12 protein-coding genes are annotated in these 12,890 nt (G+C 70.0%); 4 read left to right on the top strand and 8 right to left on the bottom strand.

The genetic code is table 11. The annotated features are described in order from the left end of the window. Nucleotides 1–38: 38 nt before the first annotated feature. From QSJ40_RS04120 to QSJ40_RS04095, 6 genes are all read right to left on the bottom strand, one after another. On the bottom strand, nucleotides 39–1,379 hold the full coding sequence (locus tag QSJ40_RS04120; RefSeq protein ID WP_285729036.1) for a thymidine phosphorylase: 1,341 nt from the start codon (nucleotides 1,377–1,379) through the stop codon (nucleotides 39–41). Further along, on the bottom strand, nucleotides 1,376–1,792 hold the full coding sequence (locus tag QSJ40_RS04115; protein WP_024289054.1) for a cytidine deaminase: 417 nt from the start codon (nucleotides 1,790–1,792) through the stop codon (nucleotides 1,376–1,378). Before QSJ40_RS04115 ends, QSJ40_RS04120 begins: the two co-directional genes overlap by 4 nt. Before the next feature lie 61 nt (nucleotides 1,793–1,853). Next, complete coding sequence (locus tag QSJ40_RS04110) at nucleotides 1,854–2,936, bottom strand: BMP family ABC transporter substrate-binding protein (protein WP_285729034.1); 1,083 nt, start codon at nucleotides 2,934–2,936, stop codon at nucleotides 1,854–1,856. A 41-nt stretch (nucleotides 2,937–2,977) separates the two neighbouring features. Continuing rightward, a complete protein-coding gene (locus tag QSJ40_RS04105) occupies nucleotides 2,978–3,745 on the bottom strand; it encodes a BMP family ABC transporter substrate-binding protein (protein ID WP_285729032.1) in 768 nt (255 codons plus the stop codon). Between the two features lie 175 nt (nucleotides 3,746–3,920). Continuing rightward, nucleotides 3,921–5,183, bottom strand: a complete 1,263-nt coding sequence (locus QSJ40_RS04100) for an amidohydrolase (protein WP_285729030.1) — start codon at nucleotides 5,181–5,183, stop codon at nucleotides 3,921–3,923. A gap of 87 nt (nucleotides 5,184–5,270) precedes the next feature. Continuing rightward, nucleotides 5,271–6,389: a mannose-1-phosphate guanylyltransferase gene (locus QSJ40_RS04095; RefSeq protein ID WP_029643361.1), complete on the bottom strand. Its 1,119-nt coding sequence runs from the start codon at nucleotides 6,387–6,389 to the stop codon at nucleotides 5,271–5,273. 403 nt (nucleotides 6,390–6,792) lie between these two features. Between QSJ40_RS04095 and sdhC the strand changes: the two genes are divergently transcribed. From sdhC to QSJ40_RS04075, 4 genes are all read left to right on the top strand, one after another. Further along, complete coding sequence (gene sdhC / locus QSJ40_RS04090; protein WP_241180359.1) at nucleotides 6,793–7,125, top strand: succinate dehydrogenase, cytochrome b556 subunit; 333 nt, start codon at nucleotides 6,793–6,795, stop codon at nucleotides 7,123–7,125. Between the two features lie 20 nt (nucleotides 7,126–7,145). After that, nucleotides 7,146–7,634, top strand: coding sequence for a succinate dehydrogenase hydrophobic membrane anchor subunit (locus tag QSJ40_RS04085; protein ID WP_006215510.1), 489 nt, complete (start codon nucleotides 7,146–7,148; stop codon nucleotides 7,632–7,634). Nucleotides 7,635–7,737: 103 nt separating this feature from the next. Then, entirely contained in the window at nucleotides 7,738–9,489 is a 1,752-nt protein-coding gene (gene sdhA, locus QSJ40_RS04080; RefSeq protein ID WP_006215511.1) for a succinate dehydrogenase flavoprotein subunit, read from the top strand. Next, nucleotides 9,489–10,253 (top strand): succinate dehydrogenase iron-sulfur subunit, encoded by a 765-nt coding sequence (locus QSJ40_RS04075; protein WP_006215512.1) that lies wholly within the window; start codon nucleotides 9,489–9,491, stop codon nucleotides 10,251–10,253. Before sdhA ends, QSJ40_RS04075 begins: the two co-directional genes overlap by 1 nt. A 359-nt stretch (nucleotides 10,254–10,612) precedes the next feature. On the opposite strand, the gene QSJ40_RS04070 is transcribed toward QSJ40_RS04075, so the two are convergent. Together QSJ40_RS04070 and trpS are read right to left on the bottom strand one after the other, a co-directional pair. After that, nucleotides 10,613–11,806, bottom strand: a complete 1,194-nt coding sequence (locus QSJ40_RS04070; protein ID WP_006215513.1) for a YhjD/YihY/BrkB family envelope integrity protein — start codon at nucleotides 11,804–11,806, stop codon at nucleotides 10,613–10,615. Nucleotides 11,807–11,812: 6 nt separating this feature from the next. Beyond that, entirely contained in the window at nucleotides 11,813–12,847 is a 1,035-nt protein-coding gene (gene trpS / locus QSJ40_RS04065) for a tryptophan--tRNA ligase (protein WP_206390826.1), read from the bottom strand. Nucleotides 12,848–12,890 lie beyond the last annotated feature (43 nt).

Raw genomic sequence — 12,890 nt, 5'->3', positions numbered from 1 at the left:
CCGCCGGCACTGTCTGCCACCAGACTACAAGTCGCCTCTCACAAGTCCTCGAATTCCACGACTCCGAGGACCACATCGGCCCGACTCGAGGCCTGCGGCCGGTCGGGGCCCACCGAGATCGCACCGAGCACGAGCTGCTCGGCGCGCTCGAAGGCCTCCGGGGTGTCCGTCATGAGCGTGGCCAGGCGCTGCCCCGCCCGGACCTGCTGGCCTCGCTCCACGTGCAGGAGCACTCCGGCTCCGGCCTGGACCGGGTCCTGGCTGCGCTCGCGCCCGGCGCCCAGGCTCCAGCTGGCCGTGCCGATGCCGAGGGCCTCGATGCCCTGCACCGTTCCGCCTTCTGCCGCGACGACCTCCTGCTCGTGCCGCGCCCGCGGCAGCTCGGCATCGGGGTCGCCGCCCTGCGCTGCGATCATGCGGCGCCAGGAGTCCATGGCGCGGCCGTCAGCGAGCGCGTCGGCGGGATCGTCGTCCACTCCGGCCAGGGCGAGCATCCGGCGGGCCAGCTCGAGCACGAGCTCGACCAGGTCGGCCGGACCGCCGCCGGCCAGGACCTCGAGGGACTCCTGCACCTCGCAGGCGTTGCCCACGGCTCGGCCCAGAGGGGCGGACATGTCGGTGAGCACCGCGGAGGTCGGCAGTCCGGCGTCGTGGCCGAGACCGACCATGGTCCGGGCCAGCTGCTCCGCGGATCCGCGGTCCTTCATGAACGCGCCGGAGCCGACCTTCACGTCCAGCACGAGGCCGCCGGCGCCCTCGGCGATCTTCTTGGACATGATCGACGAGGCGATCAGAGGGATGGAGTCGACCGTGGCGGTGACGTCGCGCAGCGCGTAGAGACGGCGATCGGCCGGAGCGAGATCCCCGCCGGCCGCGCACACCACCGCGCCCACGTCCTGCAGCTGCGCCAGCAGCTGGTCGTAGGTGAGCTCTGCCGTCCACCCGGGGATGGCCTCGAGCTTGTCCAGGGTGCCGCCGGTGTGCCCCAGGCCGCGGCCCGACAGCTGCGGGACGGCGACCCCGTGGGCGGCCACGAGCGGAGCCAGCGGCAGGGTGGTCTTGTCCCCCACGCCGCCGGTCGAGTGCTTGTCGACGGTCGGCAGCGTTCGCCCGCCGCGGCGCAGCCCGGTGAAGTCCAGGCGGGTGCCGGAGTCGATCATGGCCTCGGTCCAGGCCGAGGTCTCCTCCCGATCCATGCCCCGGAACCAGATCGCCATGGCCAGGGCGGCCATCTGCTCCTCGCTCAGCACCCCGCGGACGTAGGCGTCCACGGCCCAGCGGATCCGCGGCTCATCCAGCCGACCCCCGTCCCGCTTGGCCCGGATGACGTCCACGGCAGCGAAAGGCTCGCGGACCGGGGACTGCTGCTGCGCGCTCACAGGACGAAGGCGTCCGGGAGGACCTGGTCCATGGTGCGCAGCCCGCTCACGGTGAGCAGCTGCAGCTGATCCCCGCCGTGCTCGTGCAGCAGCTGGCGGCAGCGGCCGCACGGCATGAGCACCGAGCCCTGGCCGTCGACGCACACGAAGTGCGTCAGCCGTCCGCCGCCGCTGGCGTGCAGGGCGCTGACCAGGCCGCATTCGGCGCACAGCGTGAGCCCGTAGCTGCCGTTCTCGACATTGCACCCGGAGACCACGCGTCCGTCGTCCACGAGCGCGGCCGCCCCCACCTTGAAGCGGGAGTACGGGACGTAGGCGTGCTGCATGGCCCGGCGGGCCTCCTCGATCAGCCCCGCCCAGGGCTGCTCGGCGATCAGCTCCTCCAGCCGTGCGCCTTCGATGCTCTCGGTCATCTCCTGCTCCTCCTCGTCTCGACGGCCGCGCCCCGTGCTGTGCGGGCCCGGCCGTGACGCCTCAGCCGGCGTCCTCCTGGGATTCGATCTCCAGCTCGCCGTCGATGATCTGCTGGCGCAGCCCGGCGACCTCGGCGGCCAGCTCCGGGCCCACGCGCTCCTGCTGGTCGTGGTGATCGGCGATGCCCACTCCCCCGTTCTCGAGGGTCCCCACGTAGGGGTCCAGATCGAGTTCACCGTCTTCCAGGTCGCGCACCAGCGACTCCACGGGCCCTGTGAGGTCCTTGAGCACCGAGGTCAGCTGGTGCGATCGCTGGGCCTCCGGCAGGACGTCGTAGCCGTCGGTGTCGATCCAGATGAACAGCGCCTGGTCCGTGCCCTCACCCGTGGCGGCCACGGCCTGCGCGGTGCCCTCGGAGGCGCCTCCGGCGGCCGGCAGGACGATGTCCGCGCCGTTGTCCAGGAAGCCCTCGGTGACCTCCCGGGCGCCCTCGACGTCCTTGAACGAGCCGAGCATGGTGCCCTCCTGCTCCTGCCGGTCCCAGCCGAGCAGCTCGACGTCGTCGTCCTTCTGCTCATTCCAGTGCTCGACGCCCTCGGCGAAGCCGTCGAGCACGAGCCTCACCCGGGGGGTGTCCTCGCCCCCGAAGGCTGCGACCGTGCCGGTCTCGGTGGTGCCTGCGGCCAGGTAGCCGGCCAGGAACGCGGCGGTGCCGGAGTCGAAGCTCAGCGGCTTGACATTGCCGAGGCCCTCGCCTGCGGAGTCGTCCACGGTCGCGAAGGCGGCCTGCGGGTTCTCGGCGGCGACCTCCAGGGCGACCTGCGACAGCGGCTGCCCGTTGGCGATCGTGAGGTCGCAGCCGCTCTGGACCATGGAGCGCAGCGCAGGGTCGGACTCGGCATCCGAGCCCACCACGGACTCACGGGTCGAGACCCCCGTGTCACGGGCCGCATGCTCGAGCCCCTGGTGCGCGCTCTGATGGAAGCTGAGGTCCTCGAAGCCCTCTCCATCGGCCACCATGCAGACGGTGGCCTCCTCCGCCGCGCCGAGCCCGGAGTCCTCCGACAGCTCGCCGCAGGCGCTGAGCGCGAGCGCGCTCAGACCGACCGCGCAGGCGGCTGGCACGGGACGGCGGAGGGACATGGCTGCTTCCGGGTGCTGTGGGGAGGGCGATCGCCTGCAGTCTACGTTCCCGCGCCGGGTCGGGTCGGCTGCCGACCCTCGATGATCTGCTGGCGCAGCTGCCTCAGCTCCTGGGCGGTCTGCTCGTCCACGCGCTGCGCCTGATCATGGAAGTCCCCCAGAGCGACGCCCCGGTTGGCCAGGGTCCCCGTGTAGTCGTCGGCCTCAGCCCCGGGAGTCGCGTACTGGGTCATCACATCGGCGACGGCGGAGCCCACCTCCTTGCGCACCGAGGTCAGCTGCCGAGTGCGCTGCTCATCGGGCAGCACCTCCCAGCCGTCCACGTCGACCCACACGAACAGCGCGTCGTTGTCGTGGACCTCGTTCCAGTGCTCGATCCCGGCCGCGTAGCCGTCGAGGAAGTCGTGGACCTCCGGGATGTCCTCCCCTCCGAAGGCGCCCACGCGCCCGGTCTCGGTGGCCGAGGCGGCAGCGTATCCGGCGAGGAACCCGGGCTGCGAGGCGTCGAAGACCAGCGTGCGGACATTGGGCAGATGGATCGAGTCGTCGTCGATGATCGCGAAGTCCTGATCGGGATGGCGCTCGGCGGCCGCCTCGACCTGCTCCACGAGCGTGGAGCCCATGGCGACCACCAGGTCGCAGCCGCCGGCCGGATCGGCCATCTCCTTCAGCAGCTGCTCGGACTCCCGGGGCGAGCCCGACTCCTCGGTGCGCACCTCGATGCCCAGGGAGTCTTCGAGCATCCGGCTGGAGTCGTGGATGTCCTGAATGAAGCTGCGGTCGCGGAAGCCGCCGCTGGAGCCGAGCACGCATCCGGTGAAATCGACTGCGTCCTCTCCGGATCCCGCCGCACGGGCACTGTGCGAACGGAGGGGGGGAAGTCATAGCTGTGTGGGGGGCTCCTGCGATGCTGTGCGACGAGACCTTCAGGGGGACATCTCATCGGCAGCGGCCGGGTTCTTCCGGTGCTGAGGGGACGAGCGATCAGCGGAGGGCGGATTCTCTCACGTGGTGCGCCACGGCGCGCAGGGCCGTGCTGGCCATGACCTGGACGCCGCAGGCGATGGCGTCCTCGTCGGCGATGTAGTCGGCCTGGTGCAGATCGTGGGTCTGGCCCCCTCGGGTGCGGGTGCCCAGGCGCATCATGGCGCCGGGGACCTCCTGGAGGTACCAGGCGAAGTCCTCGCCGCCCATGGACTGCTCCACGAGCACCACGGCGTCCTCGCCGAGCTCCGCTCGGGCGGCGTTCTCGATCATGGTGGTCTCCAGCTCGCCGTTGACCACCGGCGGGACGCCCCGCACGTGCTCCAGGTCCACCTCCACGCCGTACGGCGCGGCGACGTCCCCGACGACCTGGTCGAGCAGCTCTCCGGCCTGGTGCCAGGCTTCGGCGTCGAGGCAGCGCATGGTCCCCGCCAGGGTGCCCTCCGAGGGGATGGCGTTGGGGGCCACGCCCGCTCCGATCTCGCCCCAGACCACCTGCACACCCGAGCGGACGTCGATGCGGCGCGAGAGGATCGCCGGGACGTTGATCGCGATCTGGGCCATGGCGAAGACCAGGTCCTGCGTCAGGTGCGGGCGCGAGGTGTGACCGCCCGCTCCGGACAGCCGCAGCCGCACCGTGTCCGAGGCCGAGGTGATCGCCCCGATGCGGGTGCCGACCTGGCCGACGTCGACCTTGGGCTCGCAGTGCAGCGCGAAGATCCGCGGGACCCCCTCCAGGACGTCCTGCTCGATCACGGTCAGGGCGCCGCCGGGCAGCTGCTCCTCGGCCGGCTGGAACACGACGCGGACCCGCCCGGACAGCGGCGAGGTGCGGTTCAGATCGGCCAGCACGGTGGCCACGCCGAGCATCACGGTGGTGTGGATGTCGTGACCGCACATGTGCGCGACCCCGGGGTTCTGCGAGGAGAACTCGAGACCGGTGGCCTCCTGGATCGGGAGGGCGTCGATATCCGCTCGCAGCGCGACCGACAGCTCGCCGGTCCCGATGTCCACGTAGCAGCCCGTGCTGCGCAGCCGCACCGGCTCCAGGCCGACGGCCTCGAGCTCGGTCATCAGCCGGTCGGTCGTGCGGTGCTCCCGGTAGGACAGCTCCGGGTGCGAGTGCAGGTCGCGGCGGAACTCGATCAGGTGCGGCAGGAAGCGGCGGACGAGCGGCGCGATCGACAGGGCCTGGCCGCCGTCGTCGAACCGGTGCCGGGGGGCTTCGCTGCTGGACGTGCTCGCGGCGGGGGAATCGGACATTGCCTCAGGATACGGCGCAGCCGCGAGCCGACGGACCACGGCGCGCGGCCTCCCGGAGGAGGCCGCGCGCCGGAGAAGGGGTCCTGGTCAGAGGACGTCGGTGTCGCCGGCGGCCTTCAGGGAGTTGACGGTCTCCTTGACGCGCTGGGCGTGCTCGCGCGTGGTGACCAGCAGGGCGTCGGGCGTGTCCACCACGACGATGTCCTCGACGCCGATCAGCGCGACGACCCGGCCGGTGTCCGAGACGACGATCCCGGAGGAGCTGTCCACGAGCACGCGCGGGTTCTCGCCCAGCACCGCCACGTCGTCCGATTCCCGCGGGTGGTTCAGCCGGGACATGGCCGCGAAGTCCCCGACGTCGTCCCAGGAGAAGGAGCCCGGAACCACGGCGACATCCCCGACCGCCGCCGCCGGCTCGGCCACGGCGTAGTCGATCGCGATCTTGGGCAACTGCTCCCAGACCCGGGCCATCACCTCGTCCTGATCCTCGGTGCCCCAGGCATCGGCGATCTCGGACAGCCCGGCGAAGAGCTCCGGCTCGTTGGTCTGCAGGTGCTGCATCATCAGGGCCGCCGGGGCCACGAACATGCCGGCGTTCCAGAGGTAGTCGCCGCTGGCCACGTAGGAGCGGGCGGTGTCCTCATCCGGCTTCTCCACGAATTGCTCGACGTCGCGGGCCGACGGCGCGCCGTCGACGTCCAGGGGCTTCCCGGCCTTGATGTAGCCGAAGCCGGTCGACGGAGCGGTCGGGCGGATGCCGATGGTCACGACCTTGCCGGTGCGGGCGGTCAGCACGGCCTCGCGCACGGCCTCCTGGAAGACATCCGCGGGCTCGATCACGTGATCTGCGGCGAACGAGCCGATCACGGCTCCCGGATCGCGGCGCTCCAGCAGGATGCTGGCCAGCCCGATCGCAGCCCCGGAATCGCGCGGCGACGGCTCCAGGACCAGGTCCTCGGCCGACAGCTCCGGCAGCTGCTGGCTCACGGCCCCGGCGTGGCTGCGTCCGGTCACGACCATGATGGAGCCGCGGCTCAAGGGCGCCAGGCGCTCGTAGGTGGCGCGCAGCAGGGACGAGCCCGAGCCGGTGAGATCCAGCAGGAACTTGGGCGCGTCCGCCCTCGAGAGGGGCCACAGCCGGGACCCCACGCCGCCGGCGGGGATGAAGGGATGGAAATGCTCAAGAGGTTCCGTCACGGATCGCATGATATCGCCCGGGGCGCGCCGCCCGGCCCAGCGCCGCCCTGCCGGGCCGTCCACCGTTCGGCGAGGCTCCGGGTCCGGCCGGGCCCTGCAGGAGCCCTCAGCAGCTGTGAGAACCGCGCGAAACCGCCGCGTGAGGACGCTGACACCTCGTCGCCAAGTGGCCGCTTCCCAGACATCCGACTGGTAGTGTGGCCCGTGAATCCGCTGACAATTCCATGCAACACGCCTCAGGCGCTCGGCCGTCGGCGCGCACGCGCGCCCGCCGAGATCCCCGAACGGGCAATCGGCCTGAGGAGATACAGGGAGGTATCACATCGTGGCGACCACAGCACCCGCGGTCCGGACCCGGCCGGAATCCGCCGGGAAGATCGGATCGGGCACCCTCTATCGCGGAGGATTCGGAATGTGGTCGTGGGTGGCCCACCGGATCAGCGGCGTGGGCATCTTCTTCTTCCTCCTGGTCCACGTCCTCGACACCGCCATGGTCCGCGTGGATCCCGAGGCCTACAACGCCGTGATGGCGACCTACAAGAACCCGATCATGGGCATCGGCGAGATGGGCCTGGTGGCGGGCATCGTCTACCACGCCTTCAACGGCGTGCGCATCATCCTGGTCGACTTCTGGTCGAACGGCGCCAACCACCAGAAGAAGCTCTTCTGGGCGGTGGCCATCGCCTGGCTGGTCGTGATGGTGCCGTTCGCCATCGTCCACGTGTACTACATGTTCATCCACTGATCGCGAGGGGATCCACACACATGAGCACTCCGCTGAAGTCCAAGATCGCCGTCCCTCGCAGCAACGACCGCGAGGTCGCCGGCGTCAAGTACAACCGGTCCACCTCCGGGCGCAGCAAGTTCGAGATGCTGGCATGGCTCTACATGCGCATCTCGGGCGTCGTGCTGCTGGTCCTGGTGTTCGGCCACCTCTTCGTCAACCTGATCGCCCCCGAGGGCGGCGTCCACGCCATCGACTTCGGATTCGTCGGCGGCAAGTGGGCCAACCCGTTCTGGCAGGTCTGGGACCTGCTGCTGCTGTGGCTCGCCCTGCTGCACGGCGGCAACGGCATGCGCACGATCATCGACGACTACGCCGAGCGCACCGGCGTCCGCTTCTGGCTCAAGATCGCGCTCTTCGTCGCCGTCGCCTTCACGATCCTGCTCGGCACCATGGTGATCTTCACCTTCGAGCCCTGCCCCGCCGGCGCGGATCCCGAGCTGCTGGCCAGCTTCTGCACCGCGAGCTGACCGTCCGCCGCCGCAGCTCCCGCCCGCCGATGACGCCGGGCCCGCGCACTGCGGCGGCGCCGCCCAGCACCTCCCACGAACTCCCAACAGAAAGAACACTGGAATGCAGGTTCACAAGTACGACGTCGTGATCGTCGGCGCCGGCGGCGCTGGAATGCGCGCGGCCCTCGAGTCCGGCCAGCGCGCCCGCACCGCGGTTCTCACCAAGCTCTACCCCACCCGCTCCCACACTGGCGCGGCGCAGGGCGGCATGTGCGCCGCCCTGGCCAACGTCGAGGAGGACAACTGGGAGTGGCACACCTTCGACACCGTCAAGGGCGGCGACTACCTGGTGGACCAGGATGCCGCTGAGGTGATGGCCAAGGAGGCCATCGAGGCCGTCCTGGACCTCGAGAAGATGGGTCTGCCGTTCAACCGCACGCCCGAGGGCAAGATCGATCAGCGCCGCTTCGGCGGGCACACCCGCGACCACGGCAAGAACCCCGTGCGCCGCGCCTGCTACGCCGCTGACCGCACCGGTCACATGATCCTGCAGACCCTCTACCAGGCCTGCATCAAGCACAACATCGAGTTCTACAACGAGTTCTACGTGCTCGACCTGATCATGGTGGACACCCCCGAGGGGCGCCGTCCTTCGGGCGTGGTGGCCTACGAGCTGGCCACCGGCGAGCTGCACGTCTTCCAGTCCAAGTCGGTCGTGTTCGCCTCCGGCGGCGCCGGCAAGGTCTTCAAGACCACCTCCAACGCGCACACCCTGACCGGCGACGGCATGGCCATCGCCTTCCGCAGCGGCCTGCCGCTGGAGGACATGGAGTTCGTGCAGTTCCACCCCACGGGCCTGGCCGGCCTGGGCATCCTCGTCTCCGAGGCCGCCCGCGGCGAGGGCGGCATCCTGCGCAACTCGGACGGCGAGCGCTTCATGGAGCGCTACGCCCCTACCATCAAGGACCTCGCGCCCCGCGACATCGTGGCCCGCTCGATGGCCAACGAGGTCCGCGAGGGCCGCGGCTGCGGTCCGAACAAGGACTACGTGCTGCTCGACCTGACGCACCTGGAGCCCTCGCACATCGACGAGAAGCTGCCGGACATCACCGAGTTCGCACGCACCTACCTGGGCGTGGAGCCGTACTACGAGCCCATCCCGGTGTTCCCCACCGCCCACTACTGCATGGGCGGGATCCCCACGGACATCAAGGGCGAGGTCTTCGAGAACTCCGAGAAGACCGTCCCCGGCCTGTACGCCGCCGGCGAGGTCGCCTGCGTGTCCGTGCACGGCTCCAACCGCCTGGGGACCAACTCGCTGCTCGACATCAATGTGTTCGGCAAGCGCGCCGGCGTCTTCGCCGCCCAGTACGCCGAGCGCGCCGAGTTCCTGCCGATCCCCGACGACGCCACGGCGCGCACCGAGGCGCTGCTGGACAACGCCCGCTCGGATCACGGCGAGGAGAAGGTCGGCGCCATCCGCAAGGACCTGCAGGACACCATGGACATGAACATGCAGGTGTTCCGCACCCATGACTCCATCTGGCAGGCCCTGCAGGACATCGAGAAGCTGCAGGAGCGCTACTCCCGCATCTCGATCCAGGACCGCGGCAAGCGCTACAACCTGGATCTGCTCGAGGCCGTGGAGCTGGGCTTCCTGCTCGAGCTCGCCAAGGTCATGTCCGTGGCCGCTCTGCACCGCAAGGAGTCCCGCGGCGGTCACGCCCGCGAGGACTTCCCCGATCGTGATGACGAGAACTTCATGGTCCACTCGATGGTCTACGACGACCCGTCCTCGGAGACCGCTGGCATCCGCCAGGAGACCAAGCCCGTCATCTTCACCCGTTACGAGCCGATGGAGCGCAAGTACTGATGTCCACTGCCGCTGCTGAGAAGACCGACGAGAGCACCCAGTCGGAGTCGATTCCGTCCTTCGACGTCACGGTGCGCATCCGTCGCTACAACCCCGAGTTCTCCTCCGAGGTCACCTGGGAAGAGTTCAACGTCACCATGTACGGCACCGACCGCGTGCTGGACTGCCTCCACAAGATCAAGTGGGAGATCGACGGCTCGCTGTCCTTCCGCCGCTCCTGCGCGCACGGTGTGTGCGGCTCGGATGCCATGCGCATCAACGGCCGCAACCGCCTGGCCTGCAAGGTGCTGCTCAAGGACCTGGACCTGTCCAAGCCCCTGACTATCGAGCCGATCAAGGGCCTGCCCTGCGAGAAGGACCTGATCGTCGACATGGAGCCGTTCTTCCAGTCGTACCGCGAGGTCATGCCGTTCCTCATCAACGAGGACAACGAGCCCGAGTACGAGCGCTACCAGTCCCCCGAGGACCGGGCCCGCTTCGACGACACCACCAAGTGCATCCTGTGCGCCGCGTGCACGTCGTCCTGCCCGGTGTTCTGGACCGACGGCCAGTACTTCGGCCCCGCGGCGATCGTGAACGCGCACCGCTTCATCTTCGACTCGCGCGATCAGGCCGGAGACATGCGTCTGGAGATCCTCAACGACAAGGAGGGCGTGTGGCGCTGCCGCACGACCTTCAACTGCACCGAGGCGTGCCCCCGCGGCATCCAGATCACGAAGGCCATCGCCGAGGTGAAGCAGGCCGCGCTGGCCACCTCCATGTGATCTCCCCCTGAGCAGCGCCCCAGCGGCCGCTCAGACGCACGACGAGCCCCGTCGGTCCACGGACCGACGGGGCTCGTCGCTTCCCCGGCGATCTCGGTGCCGCCGTCAGCCGGCCCGGCGAGCTGACGCCGCACCACCGCAGCCCCTCAGCGGTGATCGACGGCGCTTCTGCGGCCTCAGCGGGTCCGACCGGATGAGGCCGCAGGACGGCAGCCCGTCAGCGCTGAGGGGCTGCGCAGGCGCGGCATCGGCGACGGCCCCATCGACGGGGCGCGCAGCAGCGGGGCAGCGATGGGGGCGCAGAGGCCGCACCGAGCGCGAGGAGGCTCCCCGCAGGAGCTGCAACGGGCAGCAGTGCGTCAGAGCAGGCCGCGCTCGTGAGCGCGGACGTCGTCGAGGGTGGCCACCGCGACCGCGGCCACGGCCCGGGTCTCCCCCACCGGCTGCGGATGCCCGCCATGGGTGTCGGCCTGGACCAGGGCGCCGAAGGCCGCCGAGACCAGGATGATCTGGCTGAAGAAGTAGAACCACAGCAGCACGCCCACGGTGATGGCGATCGAGAGCAGGTACGGGCTCGAGGTCATGGCCTGGATGACCAGCCCGCCGACCTCGCGCAGCACGTAGTTCCCGCCGGCGCCGAGGATCAGCATGCAGGTCATGACCCACCACGACGGCTTGAGCTGGGCGACCACTCGGTACATCAGGAACAGCGTGAGCGCATCGGCTCCGACCCCGACCGCGGTGGCTGCCCCGTAGGCGACCTCGCCGTCCATGAAGCGGACCAGGGGGCTGAGCACCGGCACCTGCCCCACCTGGTCCTCGAGCAGGCGCAGGGCGCCGGCCGCTTCGGCGTTGAGCACCAGCGAGACGGACAGCACCATCACCAGCACGAGCAGCCCCACGATGTCCCGCGGCACCGCCGCGGCCGGAGCTCCTCGCGAAGGAGGGACCTCGAACATCCGCCGGGTCGACAGCCGGATCCCCGCAGCCCATCGCCAGGCGGTGAAGCCCAGGATGGCGGCGCCCACGATCCAGGTGACGGTGAACTGCTGAGTGGTCTCCAGCATGGACACCGGGATCAGGCCCCCATGCCCGGAGTTCAGCAGCCCCGGCACCGACTGCTCCACCGCGTCGATCGCCAGGTCCCGGAACTCGGAGTCCGAGCCGAGCCAGCGGCCCATGATCGCGAAGCCGATCACGAGCACGGCCACGGAGGCGAAGAGCATGTTGTAGGACAGCCCCGCGGCCATCAGGGGCCCGCCGTGGAAGAGGTAGTGCATCACGAGCCGACCGGGCAGCAGGGTCCACACCGAGGCCAGAGCCCAGCCGAAGACGCTGCCGAGCTGAGAGAGCAGACCGGCCCCCTGCCGGCGCTTCAGGCGCAGGATCGACAGCTGCCTCTTGGCCTCACGGCGCAGCCCGTCGCGGTCCACTGCCGCCGGAGGGACGGCCGGCGGCTCCAGGACGTAGGACTGCGCGCCTGCCTGAGGGCGGCGCGCCCCCTCCTCCTCCGGGTCGATCGGCGGCCCCTGGCCGCGAGCCGAGCTGGGCAAGGGCCCTCAGCGCGCCGGCGGCAGGAAGCCGACGGCGTCCATCACCTCGGACAGCGTCCGTGAGGTGATCTCGTGTCCCTTCTGCGCCCCTCGGGCCAGGATGCGATCGAGCTCTGCGGGATCGTCGAGCAGCTCCTGGGCGCGGGACTGGATGGGATCCAGGGTGTCGGCCACGACCTCGGCCAGGTCCACCTTGAGGTGGCCGTACATCTTGCCTTCGTAGTCGGCCACGATGTCGTCGATCGGGCGGTCCGTCAGGGACGAGTAGATGGTCAGCAAGTTGGACACCCCCGGCTTGGCGGTGCGGTCGAAGCGGATCTCGGCGCCGTCGTCGGTCACGGCCGACTTGATCTTCTTGGCGTTCTTCTTGGCCGGGTCCAGCAGGCGGATCAGGCCGTTCTCCGACTCGGCCGACTTGGACATCTTGGCCGTGGGGTTCTGGAGGTCGTAGATCTTGGCGGTCTCCGTCATGATCCGCGGCTCCGGCACGCGCAGGGTCTCGCCGAAGCGCTGGTTGAAGCGCTGGGCCAGGTTGCGGGTCAGCTCGAGATGCTGGCGCTGGTCCTCTCCCACGGGGACCTGATCGGCCTGGTAGATCAGGATGTCGGCGGCCATCAGCACCGGGTAGGTGAACAGACCCACGCTCGTGGAGTCCGCGCCCTGCTTGGCGGACTTGTCCTTGAACTGCGTCATGCGCGCAGCCTCGCCGTAACCCGTGATGCAGTTGAGCACCCAGGCGAGCTGGCTGTGCTCCGGCATGTGCGACTGCACCAGCAGCGTGGAGCGCTCCGGGTCGATGCCCGCTGCGATGTACTGCGCGGCCGTCACGCGGGTGCGCTGGGCCAGCTCCGCCGGATCCTGCGGCACGGTGATCGAGTGCAGATCCGCCACGAAGAACACGCAGTCGCTGCCGTCCTGCATGGACACCCAGTTGCGGATGGCGCCCACGTAGTTGCCCAGGTGCAGCGAATCGGCCGAGGGCTGCACCCCCGACAGGACGCGGGGCCTGGTGCTGGCGGTCGGGGTGTCTGCGGTGGTCACGAGCGGTGCTTCTCTCTGCTGCGAGGACGACGGGGCCCGTCGT

The sequence above is a fragment of the Kocuria sp. NBRC 114282 genome (assembly GCF_030268385.1).
GTDB classification, from domain to species: Bacteria; Actinomycetota; Actinomycetes; order Actinomycetales; family Micrococcaceae; genus Kocuria; species Kocuria palustris.
This window is presented reverse-complemented; position numbering and strand designations above follow the sequence as displayed.

Bases quoted from the DNA above. Each gene is read 5' to 3' on its own strand.
- QSJ40_RS04110 (WP_285729034.1), bottom strand. From the start codon at position 2,936: ATGTCCCTCCGCCGTCCCGTGCCAGCCGCCTGCGCGGTCGGTCTGAGC.
- QSJ40_RS04095 (WP_029643361.1), bottom strand. From the start codon at position 6,389: ATGCGATCCGTGACGGAACCTCTTGAGCATTTCCATCCCTTCATCCCC.
- sdhA (WP_006215511.1), top strand. From the start codon at position 7,738: ATGCAGGTTCACAAGTACGACGTCGTGATCGTCGGCGCCGGCGGCGCT.
- QSJ40_RS04115 (WP_024289054.1), bottom strand. From the start codon at position 1,792: ATGACCGAGAGCATCGAAGGCGCACGGCTGGAGGAGCTGATCGCCGAG.
- QSJ40_RS04085 (WP_006215510.1), top strand. From the start codon at position 7,146: ATGAGCACTCCGCTGAAGTCCAAGATCGCCGTCCCTCGCAGCAACGAC.
- QSJ40_RS04100 (WP_285729030.1), bottom strand. From the start codon at position 5,183: ATGTCCGATTCCCCCGCCGCGAGCACGTCCAGCAGCGAAGCCCCCCGG.
- sdhC (WP_241180359.1), top strand. From the start codon at position 6,793: ATGTGGTCGTGGGTGGCCCACCGGATCAGCGGCGTGGGCATCTTCTTC.
- QSJ40_RS04075 (WP_006215512.1), top strand. From the start codon at position 9,489: ATGTCCACTGCCGCTGCTGAGAAGACCGACGAGAGCACCCAGTCGGAG.